We start from the raw sequence: 19,640 nt of genomic DNA, 5'->3' as shown, positions 1-19,640 counted from the left end.
GAGATAGGCGCACAGCGCGCCGTATCCGCAGCCGATGTCGTTCAGGCTGAACGGTGCGGAGAAGTCGCAGAGCTTCAGCAACTGGACGAAGCGGAGGTCCTGGGTGGCCTGGCAGGACCAGTCCACCCCGCGCGGGGTGGCGCCGTATTTGGCGACCCGCGCGCTGTAGTAGGATTCGACATCGGCATAGAGGTCGGAGAACCGCGCCCGGTCGCCTTCGGCGCCGAAACCTGCGGTCTCCGCCGCGATGCTCACGTCTTGCTCACTTCTTGGCTTTGGCCCGCCGCTGCTTTGCCATCGTAGCAAGCTCCTTGCGGGCGACCTGGCTTGGCTTGGTCGGGATCGACAGAACCCGATACGACTGGGTCGAGTAGATCAGCGGCGTGTGGCCATCGGCCGCAAACGTCACCTTCGGATTTTCCTTCATGGCGTGAACGCTAACCAGCACCGGCAGATACGGATTCTGCGTGAGCGCGTGGCGGAACGCCTGGACCACCCGCTTGTATCCGCTCACATTGGGCTGATCGGAAGGATAATCCTTCAGCGTGCCGAGGAAGGTGTACCAGCGCTTCCGTTCGATCCGGTCGGCCGGCTCGATCCCGATCAGCCGGAACGACTGCTCGAGGGGATGATTGGGAGAGAAGATGTCGAACTCCTTTTGCAACTCGACCATCTCCATGATCCCGCCGGGACCAAATCGCTTGTTCAGCAGATCCAGAACATCGCGCGTCGTATCGTCTTGAATCATCCGTCCCATTAGAACCCCCTCAATACCTTGTTTCCAGAAATGAAAAAATCGTCGCGTCTAGCGGCGTCGCTCAAGATGCAATCGAAGCTGATCGAGTTGTGGTGTGAAGTAGACTGCCCCCGAGACATCGAGCAAATTCTGAGCGCCGCCGACAATCTCGTCAAGCTCATCATGTGACGTGCTGCCCAAAGCGCAAATGATCAGGCCGCGCAGCACGGTCGCGTGCAGTTCGGCGACGCGATCGGTCCTTCGCCGCGCGACCATCAGCGCCTCGTCCACCGCTTGCAGGGCCGCATGGTGGTCGGCGGCGCGATACAGCGCTTCGGCCAGATCCGCCAGCATGCGGGCCTCGAATTCGAGGCCGGCTCGCGCAGAGCGCGCAAAATCGATCGCCTCCTGAAGCTGGGCGGCGGCAACCTTGAAGTCGCCCGCGGCGCCGCTGGCGAGGCCGGCGCTGGCGAGCGCCGCGACCCGCAGATAGGGCGTGCCGGACTGCTCGGCCAATTCGGCGATCCTCGCCGCATGCGGCTTGGCGAGTTCCGGCCGGCCGCGGCTCCAGCCCATCTCCACCATCGCAAAATGCGGAATGAACTGCACGACGGCGGCGAAGCGCTCCGGCTCGGCCCGCAGGACCTCGGCGATCCGCCGCTCGGCCTCGTCAAACCGGCCGAGCCGCACCAGAATTCTGGTGCCGAGACACCTGATCCAGTGCTCGACGTCGAAGCCGAGAATCTGGTTCGGGTTGAGACCGAGTGTGACGTTGTTGTGAAAACCGCCCTGCTCGGCAATCGCGGCAACCGCCACCTGCCCGGCGTCGAGCGCCTCGGCAAGACGACCCGACAGGAAGAACGCCTGGCTCAGCATGGCATTGACCGTCGCAAACCGTCCGACGTCCCCGGTGCCGGAAGTGAGCTTCAAGGCGTCCTGCACGAGATTGACATAGTCGTCGGCCGCCGCGGTCGCGGCCAGGATCCTGCCGTAGGCGCCGAGCAGGATCGGCTCGTGCACCGGGTCCGCCGCGCGTGCGTATTTGATCGCCTCTTCGGCGTAGGGCTTGACCTCTTCGGCGGACATGCCCTCACGCCAGCCGAAGTTGAGGATCTGGCCGCTCGACATCGCCCGCAGCCGGTCGACATATTCGGACGGAGGCTGGTCCTGCAGTAGGGCGCGAACCTTTTTCCAGCTTTTCATTGCCTCGGCGGAGTTGGTCTTGCCGATCCAGCGTGCCGCACGCTGCAAATGGGTGACGGCCTCCAGCGGCTGGCCCGCGGCCTCGTAGTGATAGGCGAGCAGCCCGGCAAACTCGTCGAGCTTGCCCCAGTCGAAGCCCTCGATGGCCTTGGCGACGGTCGCATGCAGCGTGGTCAGCCGCGACCGCAACTGCGTTGCATAGGCGACCTCCTGGATCAATGGATGGCGAAACGCCAGCAGTCCCTTGTCGTAGGGCGGCAGGTCGTACAGCAGCTCGGCCTGGCGGAGCTGCGCGATGGCGTTCTGCAAATCGTCGTTCGGCAGCGCCGCGACCGGACGCAGCACCGACATCGCGACCAGCCGGCCGATCACCGCCGCCGTCTCGAGCACCTGCTTGGCGATATCCTCCAGGTGATCGATGCGGGCGGCCACGACGGCCTGCACCGTTGCGGGCAACGGCACCGCATCGACGCCATGCTTGAGCCGGTAGTTGCCGCGTTCGCCCTCGACATTGCCGCGCTCCACGACGGTGTTGGCAAGCTCCTCGATGAAGAACGGATTGCCCTGCGCGCGTTCAATGACATTGCTGCTCAGCGAGGCCAGCGAGGGATGCCTGCCGAAATGCTCGCGCAGCAGCTCGTTCGAATCGGACCACGGCAGCGGCGGGATGGCGATCTGACGGTAGTGAGACCGCTGCATGAAAGGTGCCGTGAAGCCCGGCCTGAAATTGACCACCAGGAACGTCGCGGTGCCGACGATGGCATCGACCAGCGTCTCGACGAACTCTTCGCTCGCGGCATCGATCCAGTGCAGGTCCTCGATCATGACGACCGCCGGCGTGTCCCCGGGGCGCGCATGCACCAGCGTTCGAACGAGATCGAGCAGCTGCAGCCGCAGCGCGCGCGGATCGAGCTTCGGGGCCGGATGCTCCGGATCGGCAAGCCCGAGAAATTCGAGCAGCACCAGCAGCTCCTGCTCCGACGCGGCCATCTCGGCAAAGCGGTCGATGACGCGACGCCGGGATGTCTCGATCGGCTCCTTGACACGGATGCCGAAGATGTCGCGCAGCAGCTCGAGCACGGGCTGGAACGGTGTTGCGCGGCCATGCGCCAGCACGCGCGCCTCGTAGACGCGAATGCCCTTGCGGCGGCAATTTTCGGCGAACTCGAAGCAAAGCCGGCTCTTGCCGATGCCGGCATCGCCGACCATGCCGACGACCCGGCCGTCGCCGGCAACCGCACGCGACAGCTCATGCTCCAGCGCCGCCATCTGCTCGGTCCGGTTGACCATCGAGGTCAGGCGGCGGCCGCTGCGGAAAACGTCGCTGGCGGGCGCGCTGAGCAGCCCGGTCAGCTTGAAGACCTCCACCGGCATCGAGATGCCGCGAATGGTCTGCATGCCGAGCGGCACGACCTCGACGAATTGCCTGGCGCCGAGATAGGTGTCCCGCGTGATGAGGATCGTCCCCTCATCGGCCATCTGCTCCATCCGGTTGGCGATATGGACGTTGGCGCCGGCGGCGTCGTAGGTCTGGTAGATTGTGTTTTCCACCGTCTGAACGACGACTTCGCCGGTGTGCAGCCCGACCCGGATCTGCATGCCGGGATCGGCCAGCCTGGCCACCGAATCCTGCATGGCGAGCGCGGCGAGACAGCCGCGGACCGCATGGTCTTCATGCGGGCGCGGCGGCGCGCCGAACAGCGCCATGACGCCGTCGCCCTGGATCTTGTTGACGATGCCGTCGTAGCGGTGGACGGCCTCCTTCATCAGGTCGAGCACCGGCTCCAGCCGCCGCATGCCGAGCTCGGGATCGCCGAGGCTGTCGATCAGATTGGTCGAGTTGCGGATATCGGCAAACAGCAGAGTGAGGTTCTTGCGTTCGCCGCCCTTGGTGCTGAGCGAACGAAGCAGCCGCTGCGAGGGCGCATCGGGACGGACGCTGCCCGCGGCGAGCGCGGTGCCGCAGCGGCCGCAGAAGCGGCTGGAGGGCCCGTTCACATGCTGACAGGAGTCACATTTGAGGCCTAACGGCGCACCGCAATCTTCACAATAATCGTTGCCAGCCCGGTTTGCGCGGCCGCATCGCTCGCACTGCATGAACAGCCTTTCAGTAAAGACTGCGAATATATCCGACGCGCGAGATTAGCCCAGCACATTCTGTAATTGTGTTAAATGCCTCACACACCGAGCCGGTCCCGCACCCGGCCGGTCAGCACCGCCGTGGTGACGCCGACCCGCCAGAAGGCGTGCATCGGGATCGGTTTGATACCGGTCACGGGCATGTCGATCTCGGCCTTGGGGCCGCCGATCAGGCGGCGGGCCAGCTCTGCGCCCATCGCGGTCGAGAGCGCGACGCCGCGGCCGTTGCAGCCGAGCGAGATCAGCAAATTCTCCGCGGGCTCATGGACATGCGGGTAGTGATCGGCGGTGATGGCAAGGCGGCTGTTCCAGCCGTGGGTCCAGCGCACGCCTTTGAGCTGCGGCCACAGCCGCTCGGCGTAGCGGATCAGATAGGCGACGTCGGTCGGCTTGCTGATCCAGCGCATCGGGCCGCGGCCGCCCATCAAGAGCCGATTGTGCTGGTCGATGCGGTAATAGACCGTGATGTTGCCGCTTTCATAGAGCACCGGCCGGGTCGGCATGATCGCGCGCGCGATCGCCTCGGACAGCGGCGCGGTCGCCGCGATCGACGAGAACACCGGCACGATGCTGCGGCGGAGCGCCGGCCAGAGATCGTCGGTAAAGCCGTTGGTCGCGAGCAGCACCTTGTCGGCATGCACGACCGCGCGCGGGGTCGCGATCCGCCACCGGCCGCCGTCGCGGCGGAGCGACAGCGCCGGGGTCTCGCCATGGACGGCAACGCCGGCCCCGATCGCGGCGCGCGCAAGACCCCGCGCATAGCTCAGCGGATGCAGGTCGCCGCCGCGCGCATCCAGCATGGCGCAGAGGTAACGGTCGCTGCCGGTCACCGCCCGCATCTCGGCGGCGTCGAGCAGCTTCACCGGCATGCCGCGCCGGATGCATTGCTTTGCCGTGGTCTCGATCGCCGCCGCGCTGGCTTCGTTGTAGGCGGCGCGCAGCGTGCCGTTCTGCCGGGCCTCGCAGGGGATCTGGTAGCGGCGGATCAAATCATGCGTGAAGTTGGTGCTGCCGTAGGAAAGTTCGATCATGCGGCGGCCGAGATCGGCGCCGAAATCCGCTTCGATCTGGTCGGGGTCGTGCTTCAGCCCGGGATTGGTCTGCCCGCCATTATTGCCGGAGGCGCCCCAGCCCGGCTCCTGCGCTTCCAGCACGGTCGCCGGCACGCCCTGCTCGGCGAGGTGCAGCGCGGTCGACAGGCCGGTAAAGCCGCCGCCGATGATCGCGACCGGCACGCTCTTGTCCGATGTCAGCTGAGGCGTCGGCGTCGCCTCCACCGCGGTGTCGGCATAGAGGCTCGGTGGCAGCGGCAGGCGGGTGAGTGTGGTCATGGGAGGAACTCGTATTTCACCTCTCCCCGTCGGGGAGAGGTCGGCGCGCAGCGCCGGGTGAGGGGTTCAGGTCCCACGAGAGAGCGCAACCCCTCACCCGGATTGCATCTAACGATGCAATCCGACCTCTCCCACAAGGGGAGAGGTGGACCGTCGATGCTGAAACGGCCTGACCAAGCGGCATCATGAACCGATCACAGCGGATGCAGCACGCGGCGCAGGAAATCCTGGGTGCGCGGGTGCTGGGGTTGGTTGAGGACGGATTTGGCGGCGCCCTGCTCGACGATGACGCCGCCGTCGATAAACAGCACGCGGTCGGCGACGTCGCGGGCAAAGCCCATTTCATGGGTGACGACAACCATGGTCATGCCGTCGTCGGCGAGCTTGCGCATCACCGACAGCACCTCGCCGACCAGTTCGGGATCGAGCGCGGAGGTCGGCTCGTCGAACAGGATCGCCTTCGGCTGCATCGCCAGCGCCCGCGCGATCGCGACGCGCTGCTGCTGGCCGCCGGAGAGTTTTGGCGGATGCACCTCGGCCTTGTCGGCGAGCCCGACCTGCGCGAGCAGCGCGCGGCCGCGGGCGACCGCCTGCTCGCGCGGCTCCCTCTTCACATAAAGCGGCCCCTCGATGACGTTCTCGAGCGCGGTGCGGTGCGGGAACAGGTTGAAGCGCTGGAACACCATCGAGACCTGGGTGCGGATCGCCACGATCGAGCGGTCATTGCTATCGACGCGCGCGCCCTCGACGCTGATCTCGCCGCGATCGTAGCTCTCGAGCCCGTTGATGCAGCGCAGGATGGTCGACTTGCCGGAGCCGGACGGGCCGATGATGCAGACCACCTCGCTCTTTGCGACGGAGGCGGTGATGCCCTTCAGCACCTCGACCTTGCCAAAACTCTTGTGGACGTCGCGGAGCTCGATCATTTGCGGTTCGCCTTGTTCTCGAAGTGCCGAACCAGCAGGATGAGCGGAATGCTCATGGTGAGATACATCAGCGCCACCAGCGTGAACACGCTGGTGTTCTTGAAGGTCGAGGAGGCGATCAGCTTGCCCTGCAGCGCCAGCTCGGCGACCGTGATGGTGGACGCCTGCGAGGAATCCTTCAGCATCATGATCATGATGTTGCCGTAGGGCGGCAGGATGATCCGAACCGCCTGCGGCAGCACCACGCGGCGCATGGTGAGCCACCAGCCCATCCCGATGGTCTGCGCCGCCTCGATCTGCCCCTTGTCGATCGCCTCGATGCCGGCACGGAAATTTTCCGCCTGATAGGCCGAATAGGCGATGCCGAGCCCGATGATCGCGGCCTGCAGCGCCGATAGCGCGATGCCGAAATCGGGCATCACGAAATAGATGTAGAACAGCAGCACGATGATCGGGATGCCGCGGATCACGTTGATCAGCGAGGCGCTGAGGCCGACCAGGAAGCCGATCCCGGACACCCGCATCAAGGCCCACACCAGCCCGAGCACTGTCGAAAGGACCAGCGAGCCGACGGTGACGACGATGGTCAGCCAGACACCCTGCAGCAGGATCGGCACGAACTCGACGGCGTCATGGAAGAATTTTTGCATCGGCTCAAACGTATCCAGTCCCGACACACGCTCGAATATTGTTCCCGTCACCCTGAGGAGTGTAGCGCGTCTCGAAGGGTCGACGGCCACCAGCCGGGCCGTGCATCCTTCGAGACGCGGCGAAGACGCCGCTCCTCAGGATGACGGATCACCCCGGGGCGCACGCTCAGGAAGCGCCGCCCTTCTGGCCCCATTTCTCCAGGATCTTCGCGATCGTGCCGTTGGCCCTCAGCTTCCCGAGCGAGGAGTTGATCTTTGCGAGCAGCTCGGTGTCGCTCTTGCGGACGCCGATCGCGACCGTGCCGACGGTGACCGGCTTGTAGCCGTCGACCAGCCGAACGTCGGCGAAATTGCCCTGCTGCAGATTGTAGGCGAGGATCGGATAGTCGGCGAAGCCGGCCTTGAGGCGGCCCGCATTCACGTCGCGCAGGATGTCGGGAATGGTATCGTAGACCTTGACCTCGCTGAACAGCCCGGTCTTCTTCAGCGCGTCGACAAAGGCAGTACCGACCTGGGCGCCGACCACGGTGCCCTTCAGATCCTCCTGCGAGGCATAGGCCTTGGTGTCGGCCTTCGGCACCACCAAACCTTCACCATACGTGTAGACCGGCTCGGAGAAGTCGATCACCTCCTTGCGCGCGGCGGTGGCGAACATCGCGGCGGCAATGATGTCGATCTTGTTCGCGGTGAGCGAAGGGATCAGCGCCGAGAACTGCATCGGCTCGATCTGCACGGTAAAGCCGGCGTCCTTGCCGATCTCGGTGGCGAGATCGACCATGATGCCCTGGATCGAATTGGTCTTGGTGTCGAGGAAGGTGAAGGGAATGCCGGTCGGGGTCGAGCCGACCTTGAGCACCTGCTGCGCCCCTGACGGCGCGCTCAAGGCAAGGGCAAGCGCCGCCACCGCGGCCTGGACGAGACGCTGAAACGACATCGCAACACCTCCCGAAGCTGGCCCTGGCGCCGCATCGTCCGCGCGTTTCGCGCTTTTGGTTGCGGGCGACGCCGTTCCGGCCTATTTTCACCAATATGAAATTGTGGTCACGAAACCGCGGTCAATGCAAGCGGTTTTCATGCACATGAAGGAAGCGGATTGACGTGAGCGGCGGCAAGAGAATGCGTAAAGGCGCGGCAGCGAAGCCCGCAACGGCACGCCGCGCCGCCAGAAAGCCGGCCAGCAAGCCGGCCGAGCCCGCGATGGATCTCGCGGTCGGACGCCGCATCCGCGACCTGCGCCGCAGCAAGGAGATGTCGCTGGAGGTGGTTGCCGCGCGTACCGACTTGTCGATCGGCTTCATCAGCCAGATCGAGCGCGGCCTGTCGTCGCCCTCGCTGCGCGTGCTGGCGACACTGGCCGACGTGCTCGGCGTCGGCATCGCCGCGCTGTTCGGCGCGACGCCGAAGGATGACGGCGCCAGCGGCGTCGTGACCCGCGAGGTGCAGCGCGCCGAGCTGAAGCTGTGGCGCACCGGGATCTCAAAGCAGTTGCTAAGCCCCGCCGGCAGCGAGAGCCGGCTCAATCTGTTCCTGGTGCATCTCGAGCCCGGCGGCAACACCGGCGACGAGTTCTATACGCATGACGGCGAAGAGGCCGGCCTCGTGCTCCAGGGCGAGATGACGCTGACGGTGGACACCGAGACCTGGACGCTGAAGCAGGGTGACAGTTTCCGCTTCGCCAGCCGCCGCCCGCACCGCTTTTCCAACCCGGCGCGCGACGCGAAAGCCGTGGTGCTGTGGGTGAACTGCGTGACGGCGGCGGGGTGAGGCCCCACTCTCTCCACTCGTCGTCCCGGCGAAAGCCGGGACCCATAGCCACCAATCTTGATTGTCGAAGGGGAAGCGGCCCCAGCGTCGCGCAACAACTCGCATTCGTGGTTATGGGTCCCGGCTTTCGCCGGGACGACGATGATGGTTACACCGCGATCGTATCGAGCCGCATCACCTCAACCCATCACCACTTCCTCGATCTTGATCGGGAAATTCCGCACGCGGATGCCGGTGGCGTGGAAGACGGCGTTGGCGACGGCGCCTGCGCTGCCGGTGATGCCGATCTCGCCGACGCCCTTGATGCCGAGCGGGTTCACATGGGGATCGTGCTCGTCGACCGTGATCACCTCCATCGGCGGCACGTCGGCATTCACGGGCACATGATACTCGGCAAGGTTCGCATTCAGGATGCGGCCGGACCGCTTGTCCATCACCGCCTCCTCGTGCAGTGCGAAGGAAAGGCCCCAGATCATGCCGCCGCGGAGCTGGCTCTGCACCATCAACGGATTGATGATGCGCCCTGCGGCGAACGCGCCGACCAGCCGCGTGGCGCGGATCTGGCCGAGCTCCGGATCGACCTTCACCTCGGCAAAGACAGCGCCATGCGCGTGCATCGCATATTGCGATTGCGCCGCCGGATCAGCCGCACCCGTGCCGGAGGCCTCGACCTCGGCAACGCCGGCGCGCGCCAGGATCTCGGCGTAGCTTTCGCTGCGCGCGTCATCGTCGCGGCGATGGAGCCGCCCGGCCCGCGCCACCACGCCGGCATTGCCGGCGCCGAACAGCGGCGAGCGCTCATCGGAGGTCGCAAGCTCGGCGAGCTTTGCGATCACCGCCGCACCGGCATTGTGGATCGCGGCACCGACCGTTGCAGTGTGCGCGGAGCCGCCGGCGATGCCGGCATCCGGCAGGTCCGACGTACCCGACAGGAACGAGATCTGCTCGAGGTCGAGCGCGAGCGCGTCGGCCGAGATTTGCGTGAGCGCAGTCCGGGCGCCCTGCCCCATGTCGTGCGCGCCGCTCTCCATCACGCCGCGTCCGTCGGCGCGGATCACGGCGCGGGCATTGCCCTGGAACATCAGCGCCGGGAAGGTCGCGGTGCCCATGCCCCAGCCGACCAGAAAGCCGTTCTCGTCGCGCATCTGCCGCGGCTGTAGCGGACGCCCCGCCCAGCCGAAACGTTCGGCGGCCTTGGCGTAGCACTGCCGCAGCGCCTTGGAGGAAAACGGCTTGCCGGTGGTCGGCTCGACCTCGGCGTAGTTCTTCAGCCGGAATTCCAAGGGATCGATGCCGCAGGCGAACGCCGCCTCGTCGATCGCGCTTTCCAGCGCGATTGATCCGGTGGCCTCGCCCGGCGCGCGCATGAACAGCGGCGTGCCGGTGTCGACGCGCACCGCCTCATGCACGGTGCGGATTGCCGGACTCGCATAGAGCGTGTGCGAGGCGTCAGCCGCCGGCTCGTAGAAATCGTCGAAGCTCGACGTCGTGACGCGCGCCTCGTGATCGAGCGCGGTCAGCAGGCCGTCGTCACCGGTGCCAATCCGGATGCGCTGGCGGGTCTGCGGACGGTGGCCGACCGGGCCATACATCTGGCTCCGCCGCAGCACCAGCTTGACCGGACGTCCGACCAGCTTCGCCGCCATGACGCCGAGCACCTGCGGCCCGGAGACCAGGCCCTTGGAGCCGAAGCCGCCGCCGAGGAACGGGCTGTTGATGTGGATATTGCCGGGCGGGATGCCGAACAGGCCGCCGATCCGCATCTGCGCCATCGCCATGCCCTGGCTCGGCGTGTCGATGAACAAACGGTCGCCGTCCCACACCGCGACGATCGCGTGCGGCTCCATCGCGTTGTGATACTGCGCCGGCGTCTCGTAGGTTGCGTCGATCCGCTTCGATGCCGCGGCAAGGCCCGCATCGATATCGCCGTGCCGAACCTCGGCGGGATTACCGATGCCGACCACCGGCGGCGCATAGGCCTCGCCGGCGTCGAGACCGACACGCGCGATCTCGACCTGATAGCGCGGCGACAGCAGCGCCGCGCCTTCCGTGGCGGCCTCCAGCGTCTCGGCGATCACGACCGCGATCGCCTGGTTGGCGTAGCGCACCTCGTCGCTCTGCAGGAGCTCCATGCGGAACGCGAACGGATTGCCTTTGGCGTCGGGGTCTTCGGCGAGCTCCGGCTTGTGCGCCGGCGTCATCACGTCGATCACGCCGGGGTGGCGCTTGGCGGCAGCGACGTCGAGCGCGGTGACGCGGCCGCGCGCGATGCAGCTGGTCGCGATCACGGCATAGACCATACCGGGCGGATGATTGTCCGCGGCATAACGGGCCTTGCCGGTCACTTTCAGCGTGCCGTCGGTGCGGGTCAGCGGCTGGCCGATATTCGAGCCGTGCCTGACATGGGCGGGGTCGCGGGTCAGATTGAGTTCAGCCGTCATGCGTTACGCTCCTGCAACGGATGAGAAGGGAGAGCCCGGCAGCGCGGGAATGCGATCCGGCGTGCCCGCGGCAGCAAGGGTGAGCGCGCGCACGACGATGCGCTGCGCGAGCTCGATCTTGAAGGCGTTGTCGCCGGACGGTTTTGCGCCCGCGAGCGCCGCGCGCGCCGCCTCGCGATAGCTAGCCGCATCCGGCGCGGCGCCCGCGAGCACCTGTTCGGCCTCGCGCGCCCGCCACGGCTTGGCCGCGACGCCGCCGAGCGCAAGCCGCGCCTCGCGGATTTTTCCATCCTCGATGCGCAAGCCGGCCGCAGCCGAGACCACGGCGAACGCATAGGACGTGCGCTCGCGCACCTTGATGTAGCGGGCATGCCCGGAGAAGCCTTGCGCTTCGGCCGGCAGCCGCAGCGCGACGATCAGGTCGCCGCGCTCCAGCGCGGTCTCGCGCTCCGGCGTCTCGCCCGGCAGACGGTGCAGCGCCTCGAGCGGCAGCTCGCGCCGGCCGGTCTTGCCCTCGATCTCGACGACGGCGTCGAACGCGACCAGCGGCACGCAGAAATCCGACGGATGGGTCGCGATGCAGCCCTCGCTCCAGCCAAGCACCGCGTGCAGGCGGTTCTCGCCCTTCAGCGCGTCGCAGCCGGCGCCCGGCCAGCGCCGGTTGCAGGCGCTGCCGGCGTCGTAGAAATAGGCGCAGCGCGTCCGCTGCATCAGATTGCCGCCGACGGTCGCAGCATTGCGCAGCTGGGCGGACGCGCCCGACAGCAATGCCTCGGCGACCGCCGGATAGTTGCGCGCGAACTCCGCGTCATGCGCGAGATCGGCATTGCGCACCAGCGCGCCGATCCGCAAGCCGCCGTCGGCCAGATGCTCGATGCGGTCGAGCCCGGGCAGACGCGTGACGTCGACGAGAAGGCTCGGCCGGCTGACGCCGCCCTTCATCAGGTCGAGCAGATTGGTGCCGGAGGCGAGATAGCTCGCGCCCTTTTCGGATGCCGCCGCGATCGCGTCCGCGACGCTGGCCGGCCTGATATAATCGAAGTTCATCATGCGGAGCGCCTCTGCTTGGTCGCGTTGATGTCGGCCTGCGCCTCGAGCACGGCCTCGGTGATTCCTTGATAGGCCCCGCAGCGGCACAGATTGCCGCTCATGCATTCGCGCACGCGCTCCGGATCGTCGCCGGCCTGGCCTTCCTGGATCAGGCCGATGCCGCTCATGATCTGGCCCGGCGTGCAGAAGCCGCACTGGAAGCCGTCACGGGCGATGAAGGCGGCCTGCACCGGATGCAGCTGGTCGCCGCGCGCGATGCCTTCGATGGTTGTGATCTCGGCGCCGTCATGGCTGACGGCAAGCGCGAGGCAGGAATTGATGCGGCGGCCGTCGACCAGGACGGTGCACGCGCCGCACTGGCCGCGGTCGCATCCCTTCTTGGTGCCGGTGAGATCGAGGCGCTCGCGCAACAGGTCGAGCAGGGTCACGCGGGGGTCGTCGAGGACAATTTCCCGGCGGACACCGTTGATGGTGAGACTGAGTGGGAGATTCATGCAGGGCTCCGATCCGTGTATGGTCGGGTTGAATCGAGGCAACGGAAGCCCGTGGCCGCCGATGCAGGATCGGCGCGCCTTGTCAGGTCCGGTGCTGGTCGCCATATACGGAGGCATCCTCCGTTTACAAGGGAGGGTGAAAAGAAAAAGCCGATGAAAAACTAATGGCCGGTCGATCACCAGAAATTGCACGCAAGCCCCGCGCCGACGCCGTGCGCAATCGCGAGCGCGTGCTGGAAGCGGCCAAGGCCGTGTTCTCGGCCGGCGGCAGCGAGGCGAGCCTCGAGGCGGTGGCGCGCCATGCCGGCGTCGGCATCGGCACGCTCTATCGCCACTTTCCGACCCGCGAGGCGCTGTATGAGGCGGTCTATCGCCGCGAGGTCGAGCAGCTCGGCGACCTTGCCGAGCAACTGGAGAATGCGCCCGAGCCGGTCGAGGCACTGCGGCGCTGGCTGCGCGCCAATGTGGAATTCGTCGCCACCAAGAAGGGCATGGTCGCGGCACTGGCGCTGGTCGCGCACGGCTCGACCGAGTTGCATGCCTATTCGTTCGACCGCCTGACCAAGGCGATCGGCACCCTGCTCGCGCGCGCGGTCGCGGCCGGCGCGATCCGCGGCGACATCAGCGCCGAGGACGTGCTGCGCGCGCTGATCGGCATGTGCTACATGCACGACCAGCCCGGCTGGCAGACCACCGCGCTCCGGCTGTTGGACGTATTCGTGGACGGCTTGCGGGTGCAGCCGATCGGTACAACGGCAAAGCCTGCGAAGAAAGCCAACCCAAAGCCGTCGCGCTGACCTTACCCATCGTAGCCCGCATGAGCGCAGCGACATGCGGGACCGACTGCCCCGGATATCGCGGAGCCTGTCATCGGCGGGCCATCGCGCGACCCGTTGGCTCAACGGGCTATGCTTGTTCAGGCCGCCATGTTGAAGAGAATGCCGAGCGGCAGCCGGGGTCCTGCCGGATTGACATGAAACACCGCATCGATGGTGCGCGCGGCGAGGGATGACGGCTTCATCCAGTCAAGATGACCGGCGAGCCAGGATCGCGGCTCCGCAGCCAGCACGATCGCCGATCCCCAGCTATCCAGCGGATTGTCGCGGGCCAGCGCCTGCTCGCGGCCGGGAATGGTTGTGCCGGCGGCGCCCATCAGATGATGCAGCACCGCCTTGGCAAGCAGGTCATCGAAACGTCCGTCATCGACCCGTTCGCTTCCGACCGCATCGATCGCGAACAGCGCGTCGGCTTCGGCGCGACTGACCGAATGTCCGGCGCGACCGGCGGCACAGAGGATGCGCGCACATAGCGCGGCGTCGGCGGCGTCGATCGTTCGCGAGAAATGCGCCCGGCCGGCCATCGTGGGTCCCTCGCCCGCAATGATGTCGCAACACACCAGCGAGAGCGCCGCGGCGCTGCGCGCCGCAACGTCGGACGTTGACCTCGCGATTTCAGCAACAATATCCTCTGCGCCGCGAGGCGCGTGTGGGGACAGCTCAAACTCATGGGCACGCATCGATCGCTCTGCTGTTGATTGCCGCCCGCCCCACGATGGCGGCGGCAGCCGCTCAAGGACGTCCGGTCCGTGGCAGCAGCCACCGCATGATGATCGCGTGCGGCGTTCGCCGGCTGCGCGGCAGGTCGTGCCGCTGCAGCGCCGCCCTTGCAAAGGCGGCCGCCTGCTCGCTGGATTGCCGTTTTTCGCGCGCCAGCAACATCCATTCGCGGATCACGGCGCGTCGCACCTTGGACATGGCGGTTTCCCTTCGCGATAAGCCGCGTTCAGCGCGTCACGCCGCCAGCTGCAGCGGATGGGCTTGCGACCGCCGCGCCGACAGCGCGCAGCCGCATTGATGCACGATGCCCTGCTCGACGACGAAGCCGCGCCGCTCCAGCGACGCCCGCAGGCTTTGGTTGGCCAAGGCCTTCTGTGCATCGACCCAGACCACCAGCACCGCGCGGGCGCTGAGGACATTCGTCAACCAGTCCAACGCCGGCTCGAGTGCGAGAAGCGTGCGCCGCCGCCAATCGACCAGCGCAACGTCGTACTGACCGGCCGGGCGGCCGCAATTGCCCGACGCCGCCGCGCGCGCATAGCCGCGCCGCTGCAGTTCGAACATCAATTCCATGCTCCTCGTACCGGCCACGACGATGCGCTGTTGCGTCGTGCAGCCGGCAAGCGCGATCATCGGCTCGATGATCCGGTCGCCGGTAGCAATCTGAAGCGAAGACATGACATCACCTGTTCCCGTTCGCTCGCGCGCGTCCGGCCGAGCCTCGGCCCGGCGTCCGCGGGAGCGCTTGCATTGGGATCAATATCTTCAGGACGGGATATGAATTCGAGAGCGCCGCAGGCTCCGCGGCATATGAGCCGCATAAGCCCGCGGCCGGATGCGATGGCGGCGCGGTAAGCGGCAACGCGTGAGCTGAACTCGGAGGCCGCACGAGTGTGCTAAAGTGCACAGACGATCAGATTGCCATTCGGTTAGATCGTCGCATTGCCAAGCCTGGTACATACATATCTGTCATATCTGTTCATATTCGCGATTCAGCCCGGCCATCGTGCCGGGCTTTTTCGTTGGCCCATCGCGCTTGTAACGAAAAACCCCGCGCTGAGGCGGGGCTTTCGCGATCATCGCGGATTGGTCCGCGTTCCGCTGTTGTTGCCGGGCAGGTTCGACGTCCCGGTCCCTGTCGCGGAATTGTTGTTGGGGTCAGTCGAGTAATTCGGCGTCGAGGCGCCCGGGTTGTTCATGTTGCCGGTCGTGCCGGGCGGATTGCTCATTCCCGAGCCCTGGCCCATGCCGGTGGTGCCTCCGGTACCGGTTCCCGTACCCGAGCTGCCCGTCCCCGCACTCGCACCGCCCGCCGATCCGCCGCCAGCGCCGCCTCCCCCACCGCCGCCACCCTGCGCGAAGGCGAGCGATGTGGACAGCATCATTGCCGCAGCGAGACCGATCGTTGCCAGTTTCTTCATGTGAAATCCCTTCCTGATCCAGACCGGAGCAACGTGTTCCGCAAGGCGGGCGTTCCTAAGCCATCGCCGCAGGATGGAGCGGCGTTCCGCGCGGCGCGAGGAACTTGAACTGGCCGGCCTTGTTAGGCCGGAGAACGAACGTTCGGGAGGTGCTCCCCGCATGAAGACACTTCAAATGCAGCACGAGATCACGGCCGAACTGGAAAGACGGTCCGGTGTCACAGGCCTGACGCTGATCCGGCTCAAGGGCTATACGCCAAGCTGGGATCTCGGCGGCACGCGCGAGACCGCGCTGGATGAGGCAAAGGAAAGAGAGCTTCGCGCCACCGTGACGGCGATGCAGGACGAGTTCGACATCGCCTAGGACCGTTGCACGAGCAAGTTGCACCGAGCAGCCCGAAGCCGTGCGTGAATGATCATGACGCACCTGGTGGCGTCGAGCCAACCGGGCGCGCAATAATATGTCGTCCCACGATATATTCTATGCCAGGGACATGTTTGACGCTTCTCAAGCGGCGATAATGACACGCGAATCCCGGCCATTGAACGAACGTCGAATGCGCGATCCGACGTTTCCATTCGCGCGCCGTGCTCCGGAATGATTATGCTGGCAAAAAACAGGTAGACGCGGAGGCAAACTCCGCGATCTGCCGATTGGCCATGGCGAGGAAAACGCGCGTTCGCGCTCGAGCTTTCGAGGACGACTCCCGACTTTCGGGACAAGATGCGCCTGCCGTTCATTTGGATCGCAGAAATGAACGAGAGCATTTCATCTCGGTTTATCCGCTACCCGATCGGCACCTCGCTGCTGATGGCCGGCATTCTGTTCGTCGGCATGGTCGCCTACCCACTGCTGCCGGTTGCGCCGCTGCCGCAAGTCGACTTTCCGACCATCCAGATCTCCGCAAGTCTGCCCGGCGCCAGCCCCGAAACCATGGCTTCCTCGGTTGCGCAGCCGCTGGAGCGGCAATTCGCGCAGATTCCGGGCATTGCCCAGATGACCTCGACGAGTTCGCTCGGGTCGACCGCAGTCACCATTCAGTTTGATCTGAACCGCAGCATCGACGGCGCCGCCAACGACATTCAGGCGGCGATCAATGCCGCAGGCGGTCAGTTGCCCAAGAACCTGCCGACGCCGCCGACCTATCGCAAGGTCAACCCGGCGGACTCGCCGATCCTGCTGCTCTCGGCGACCTCGGACACCCTGCCGCTCATCACCGTGAGCGATGCGGTCGACGCCCAGCTCGGGCAGCAGATCAGTCAGATTTCGGGCGTCGCCCAGGTGTTCATCGGCGGGCAGCAGAAGCCTTCGATTCGCGTGCAGATCGATCCCGCCAAGCTGGTCGCCAAGGGGCTCTCGCTGGAAGATATCCGCAGCCAGATCGCGATCACGACGGTTGACAGCCCGAAGGGCAACATCGACGGCACGAGCCGTGCCTACACGATCTACGCCAACGATCAGCTGCTGGATGCCAAGGACTGGAATGACGTGATCATCGCCTATCGCAACGGCGGCCCGTTGCGGATTCGCGACATCGGCCAGGCCGTCGCCGGGCCGGAGGACATGAAGCGCGTCGCCTGGGCGGACGGCAAGCGCGGCGTGTTCCTCGTCATCTTCAAGCAACCCGGCGCCAACGTCATCGGAACGGTCGACAGGATCAAGGAGCAGCTTCCGAGGCTCGTTGCCGCGATTCCGCCCGCCATCAAGATCAAGATCATCAGCGACCGGACATTGACCATCCGCGCCGCGGTCGAGGACGTGCAGATCACGCTGCTTATCACCATCGTTCTGGTCGTCATGGTGATCTTCCTGTTCCTGCGCAGCTTCTGGGCCACGGTGATTCCCGCCGTGACCGTGCCGCTCGCGCTGCTCGGCGCCTGCGCGCTGATGTGGGTGTTCGGCTACACGCTCGACAACCTTTCGCTGATGGCACTGACGATCGCCGTCGGCTTCGTGGTCGACGACGCCATCGTGATGCTGGAAAACATCACGCGGTACGTCGAGCAGGGCGCGCGGCCGCTCGCGGCGGCACTGCAGGGCGCCGGTGAGATCGGGTTTACGATCCTATCCATCAGTATCTCGTTAGTCGCGGTGCTGATCCCGCTGCTGCTGATGGGTGGCGTGATCGGCCGGCTGTTCCGCGAATTTGCGGTGACCCTTGCGATGGCGATCTTCGTCTCCCTGGTGGTGTCGCTGACGCTGACGCCGATGATGGCATCGCGCTTCCTGCGCGCGCGTGGCGAGACGAAGCACGGCCGGCTCTACCAATGGAGCGAGGCGGCATTCGACAGGATGCTGCATGCCTATGAGCGAGGGCTTGATCGCGCGCTGAGCTGGAGCCGGACCACGCTCTGCATCTTCTTCGCGACGGTCGCACTGTCGGTCTATCTGTTCGTGATCATTCCGAAGGGATTCTTCCCGCAACAGGACAACGGCTTCCTGAACGCCGTGTCGGAGATGGCCCAAGATATCTCTTTCGCCGACATGGAGCGGCATCAGGAAGAACTCAGCAGGATCGTTCGGGCCGATCCCGCGGTGGAGAGCATGGCCGAGTTCATCGGCGGTGGCGGCACCGCGCTGAATTCGGGTCGCATGTACATCACGCTGAAGCCGCGCGAGGAGCGTGACGCGAGCGCGCAGCAGATCATCGCGCGGCTGCGGCCGAAGCTCGAGGCGGTCGAGGGAGCACGTCTCTACATGCAGGCGTCCCAGGACGTCCGGCTGGGCGGCCGCGCCACGCGGACGCAGTTCGAATACACGCTGCAGGATGCAAAGCTCGACGAGCTGAACGAATGGGCGCCGAAGATTTTGGCCAGGATGAAGACGCTGCCGGAACTGCGCGACGTCGCCACTGACCAGCAGACCGAGGGAACGACGCTGACGCTGACCATCGATCGCGACACCGCGTCGCGCTTCGGCATCCAGCCGCAACTGATCGACGACACGCTGTACGACGCGTTCGGCCAGCGCCAGGTGACCCAATACTTCACCCAGCTCAACAGCTATCACGTCATCCTGGAGATCCTCCCCGAATTGCAGGGCAAGCTCGACACGCTCAACAAGATCTACATCAAGTCGCCGACCACGGGGGACGAGGTGCCGCTCTCCGTGTTCTGCAAGTGGACCACAATTCCGGTGCGCCCGCTCGCGATCGCGCACCAGGGGCAGTTTCCTGCGACCACGATCAGCTTCAACCTCGCGCAAGGGGTGGCGCTCGGCCAGGCCACCGATGCGATCCAGAACGCCGTCGCCGATCTCGGTGCTCCAGCCACGCTCAGCTCGAGTTTCCAGGGCACCGCGCAGGCCTTCCAGCAATCACTGAGCTCGGTGCCGCTGCTGATCCTGGCCGCCCTGGTCGTTGTCTACCTGATCCTCGGCGTGCTCTATGAAAGCTACATCCATCCGCTCACGATCCTGTCCACGCTGCCATCGGCGGGGGTCGGCGCGCTGGCGATCTTGATGGCATTCGGGTTCGATTTCAGCCTGATCGCGCTGATCGGCATCATCCTCTTGATCGGGATCGTGAAGAAGAACGGCATCATGATGGTCGACTTCGCGATCGCCGCCGAACGCGAGGAGCATCTGTCGCCGCGTGAGTCGATCCGTAAAGCGGCCCTGCTGCGCTTCCGCCCGATCATGATGACGACGATGGCGGCGCTGCTCGGCGGCGTCCCGCTGATGCTGGGCACCGGAGCCGGATCGGAAATCCGTCAGCCGCTCGGCTATGCGATGGTCGGCGGCCTGATCGTGAGCCAGGCGCTCACGTTGTTCACGACGCCGGTCGTGTATCTCTATCTCGACCGGTTCTCGAATGCGCTGTCGAACTGGACGGCAACGAAGCGAGACGACGATGTCGAACCGCCCGTGAAGAACGCCGCCGAATAGCCCCGGAGCGGACTCGAACCCGCGATCGCAACCGCCCTGGCGA

The 19,640-nt window shown here is 65.8% G+C and carries 17 protein-coding genes and 1 pseudogene; 4 read left to right on the top strand and 14 right to left on the bottom strand.

Features of this window, described 5'->3' with window-relative positions:
- The 7 genes and pseudogenes from IF803_RS33035 to IF803_RS33005 all read right to left on the bottom strand — a co-directional run.
- Positions 1-255, bottom strand: a pseudogene (locus IF803_RS33035) (class I SAM-dependent methyltransferase); the annotation flags it as partial.
- A 7-nt stretch (positions 256-262) separates the two neighbouring features.
- Positions 263-757, bottom strand: a complete 495-nt coding sequence (locus IF803_RS33030) for a hypothetical protein (protein WP_461194992.1) — start codon at positions 755-757, stop codon at positions 263-265.
- A gap of 48 nt (positions 758-805) precedes the next feature.
- A complete protein-coding gene (locus IF803_RS33025) occupies positions 806-4,036 on the bottom strand; it encodes an AAA family ATPase (protein ID WP_411781385.1) in 3,231 nt (1,076 codons plus the stop codon).
- Positions 4,037-4,116: 80 nt separating this feature from the next.
- A complete protein-coding gene (locus tag IF803_RS33020; RefSeq protein WP_411781386.1) occupies positions 4,117-5,409 on the bottom strand; it encodes an NAD(P)/FAD-dependent oxidoreductase in 1,293 nt (430 codons plus the stop codon).
- Between the two features lie 194 nt (positions 5,410-5,603).
- Complete coding sequence (locus IF803_RS33015) at positions 5,604-6,335, bottom strand: amino acid ABC transporter ATP-binding protein (protein ID WP_038382842.1); 732 nt, start codon at positions 6,333-6,335, stop codon at positions 5,604-5,606.
- Positions 6,332-6,985: an amino acid ABC transporter permease gene (locus tag IF803_RS33010; RefSeq protein ID WP_028341235.1), complete on the bottom strand. Its 654-nt coding sequence runs from the start codon at positions 6,983-6,985 to the stop codon at positions 6,332-6,334. Before IF803_RS33010 ends, IF803_RS33015 begins: the two co-directional genes overlap by 4 nt.
- Before the next feature lie 166 nt (positions 6,986-7,151).
- The gene (locus tag IF803_RS33005) at positions 7,152-7,919 is read right to left on the bottom strand and encodes an ABC transporter substrate-binding protein (RefSeq protein WP_461194990.1); all 768 of its coding nucleotides are present in this window, start codon (positions 7,917-7,919) and stop codon (positions 7,152-7,154) included.
- 182 nt (positions 7,920-8,101) lie between these two features.
- On the opposite strand from IF803_RS33005, the gene IF803_RS33000 reads away from it, so the two are divergent.
- Complete coding sequence (locus tag IF803_RS33000; RefSeq protein WP_304496703.1) at positions 8,102-8,749, top strand: cupin domain-containing protein; 648 nt, start codon at positions 8,102-8,104, stop codon at positions 8,747-8,749.
- A 179-nt stretch (positions 8,750-8,928) separates the two neighbouring features.
- Here IF803_RS33000 and IF803_RS32995 read toward each other — a convergent pair whose 3' ends face one another.
- From IF803_RS32995 to IF803_RS32985, 3 genes are read right to left on the bottom strand one after another with little or no spacing between them, the layout of a single operon-like run.
- Complete coding sequence (locus IF803_RS32995; protein WP_461194989.1) at positions 8,929-11,190, bottom strand: xanthine dehydrogenase family protein molybdopterin-binding subunit; 2,262 nt, start codon at positions 11,188-11,190, stop codon at positions 8,929-8,931.
- Between the two features lie 3 nt (positions 11,191-11,193).
- Positions 11,194-12,240, bottom strand: a complete 1,047-nt coding sequence (locus tag IF803_RS32990; protein WP_461194987.1) for an FAD binding domain-containing protein — start codon at positions 12,238-12,240, stop codon at positions 11,194-11,196.
- Positions 12,237-12,734, bottom strand: a complete 498-nt coding sequence (locus IF803_RS32985) for a (2Fe-2S)-binding protein (protein WP_461194986.1) — start codon at positions 12,732-12,734, stop codon at positions 12,237-12,239. Before IF803_RS32985 ends, IF803_RS32990 begins: the two co-directional genes overlap by 4 nt.
- 164 nt (positions 12,735-12,898) lie before the next feature.
- On the opposite strand from IF803_RS32985, the gene IF803_RS32980 reads away from it, so the two are divergent.
- Complete coding sequence (locus IF803_RS32980) at positions 12,899-13,531, top strand: TetR/AcrR family transcriptional regulator (RefSeq protein ID WP_461194984.1); 633 nt, start codon at positions 12,899-12,901, stop codon at positions 13,529-13,531.
- A 119-nt stretch (positions 13,532-13,650) separates the two neighbouring features.
- On the opposite strand, the gene IF803_RS32975 is transcribed toward IF803_RS32980, so the two are convergent.
- The 4 genes from IF803_RS32975 to IF803_RS32960 all read right to left on the bottom strand — a co-directional run bounded on the left by IF803_RS32975 (position 13,651) and on the right by IF803_RS32960 (position 15,711).
- A complete protein-coding gene (locus tag IF803_RS32975) occupies positions 13,651-14,094 on the bottom strand; it encodes a hypothetical protein (protein WP_461194983.1) in 444 nt (147 codons plus the stop codon).
- 208 nt (positions 14,095-14,302) lie between these two features.
- Positions 14,303-14,488, bottom strand: coding sequence for a hypothetical protein (locus tag IF803_RS32970; protein WP_461194981.1), 186 nt, complete (start codon positions 14,486-14,488; stop codon positions 14,303-14,305).
- 36 nt (positions 14,489-14,524) lie between these two features.
- Complete coding sequence (locus IF803_RS32965) at positions 14,525-14,968, bottom strand: hypothetical protein (RefSeq protein WP_461194979.1); 444 nt, start codon at positions 14,966-14,968, stop codon at positions 14,525-14,527.
- Positions 14,969-15,366: 398 nt separating this feature from the next.
- Positions 15,367-15,711, bottom strand: coding sequence for a hypothetical protein (locus tag IF803_RS32960; RefSeq protein WP_461194977.1), 345 nt, complete (start codon positions 15,709-15,711; stop codon positions 15,367-15,369).
- Between the two features lie 160 nt (positions 15,712-15,871).
- Here IF803_RS32960 and IF803_RS32955 point away from each other — a divergent pair, with 160 nt between their 5' ends.
- Together IF803_RS32955 and IF803_RS32950 are read left to right on the top strand one after the other, a co-directional pair.
- On the top strand, positions 15,872-16,075 hold the full coding sequence (locus IF803_RS32955; RefSeq protein ID WP_461194976.1) for a hypothetical protein: 204 nt from the start codon (positions 15,872-15,874) through the stop codon (positions 16,073-16,075).
- A 390-nt stretch (positions 16,076-16,465) separates the two neighbouring features.
- The gene (locus IF803_RS32950; RefSeq protein ID WP_461194974.1) at positions 16,466-19,597 is read left to right on the top strand and encodes a multidrug efflux RND transporter permease subunit; all 3,132 of its coding nucleotides are present in this window, start codon (positions 16,466-16,468) and stop codon (positions 19,595-19,597) included.
- The last annotated feature ends 43 nt before the right edge of the window (positions 19,598-19,640 follow it).

This window comes from Bradyrhizobium sp. UFLA06-06 (assembly GCF_054820065.1).
The sequence above is the reverse complement of the archived record's forward strand: the minus strand, read 5'-3'. Positions and strand labels throughout refer to the sequence as shown.

Bases quoted from the DNA above. Each gene is read 5' to 3' on its own strand.
- IF803_RS33030 (WP_461194992.1), bottom strand. From the start codon at position 757: ATGGGACGGATGATTCAAGACGATACGACGCGCGATGTTCTGGATCTG.
- IF803_RS33025 (WP_411781385.1), bottom strand. From the start codon at position 4,036: ATGCAGTGCGAGCGATGCGGCCGCGCAAACCGGGCTGGCAACGATTAT.
- IF803_RS33020 (WP_411781386.1), bottom strand. From the start codon at position 5,409: ATGACCACACTCACCCGCCTGCCGCTGCCACCGAGCCTCTATGCCGAC.
- IF803_RS33015 (WP_038382842.1), bottom strand. From the start codon at position 6,335: ATGATCGAGCTCCGCGACGTCCACAAGAGTTTTGGCAAGGTCGAGGTG.
- IF803_RS33010 (WP_028341235.1), bottom strand. From the start codon at position 6,985: ATGCAAAAATTCTTCCATGACGCCGTCGAGTTCGTGCCGATCCTGCTG.
- IF803_RS33005 (WP_461194990.1), bottom strand. From the start codon at position 7,919: ATGTCGTTTCAGCGTCTCGTCCAGGCCGCGGTGGCGGCGCTTGCCCTT.
- IF803_RS33000 (WP_304496703.1), top strand. From the start codon at position 8,102: ATGCGTAAAGGCGCGGCAGCGAAGCCCGCAACGGCACGCCGCGCCGCC.
- IF803_RS32995 (WP_461194989.1), bottom strand. From the start codon at position 11,190: ATGACGGCTGAACTCAATCTGACCCGCGACCCCGCCCATGTCAGGCAC.
- IF803_RS32990 (WP_461194987.1), bottom strand. From the start codon at position 12,240: ATGATGAACTTCGATTATATCAGGCCGGCCAGCGTCGCGGACGCGATC.
- IF803_RS32985 (WP_461194986.1), bottom strand. From the start codon at position 12,734: ATGAATCTCCCACTCAGTCTCACCATCAACGGTGTCCGCCGGGAAATT.
- IF803_RS32980 (WP_461194984.1), top strand. From the start codon at position 12,899: ATGGCCGGTCGATCACCAGAAATTGCACGCAAGCCCCGCGCCGACGCC.
- IF803_RS32975 (WP_461194983.1), bottom strand. From the start codon at position 14,094: ATGGCCGGCCGGGCGCATTTCTCGCGAACGATCGACGCCGCCGACGCC.
- IF803_RS32970 (WP_461194981.1), bottom strand. From the start codon at position 14,488: ATGTCCAAGGTGCGACGCGCCGTGATCCGCGAATGGATGTTGCTGGCG.
- IF803_RS32965 (WP_461194979.1), bottom strand. From the start codon at position 14,968: ATGTCTTCGCTTCAGATTGCTACCGGCGACCGGATCATCGAGCCGATG.
- IF803_RS32960 (WP_461194977.1), bottom strand. From the start codon at position 15,711: ATGAAGAAACTGGCAACGATCGGTCTCGCTGCGGCAATGATGCTGTCC.
- IF803_RS32955 (WP_461194976.1), top strand. From the start codon at position 15,872: ATGAAGACACTTCAAATGCAGCACGAGATCACGGCCGAACTGGAAAGA.
- IF803_RS32950 (WP_461194974.1), top strand. From the start codon at position 16,466: ATGAACGAGAGCATTTCATCTCGGTTTATCCGCTACCCGATCGGCACC.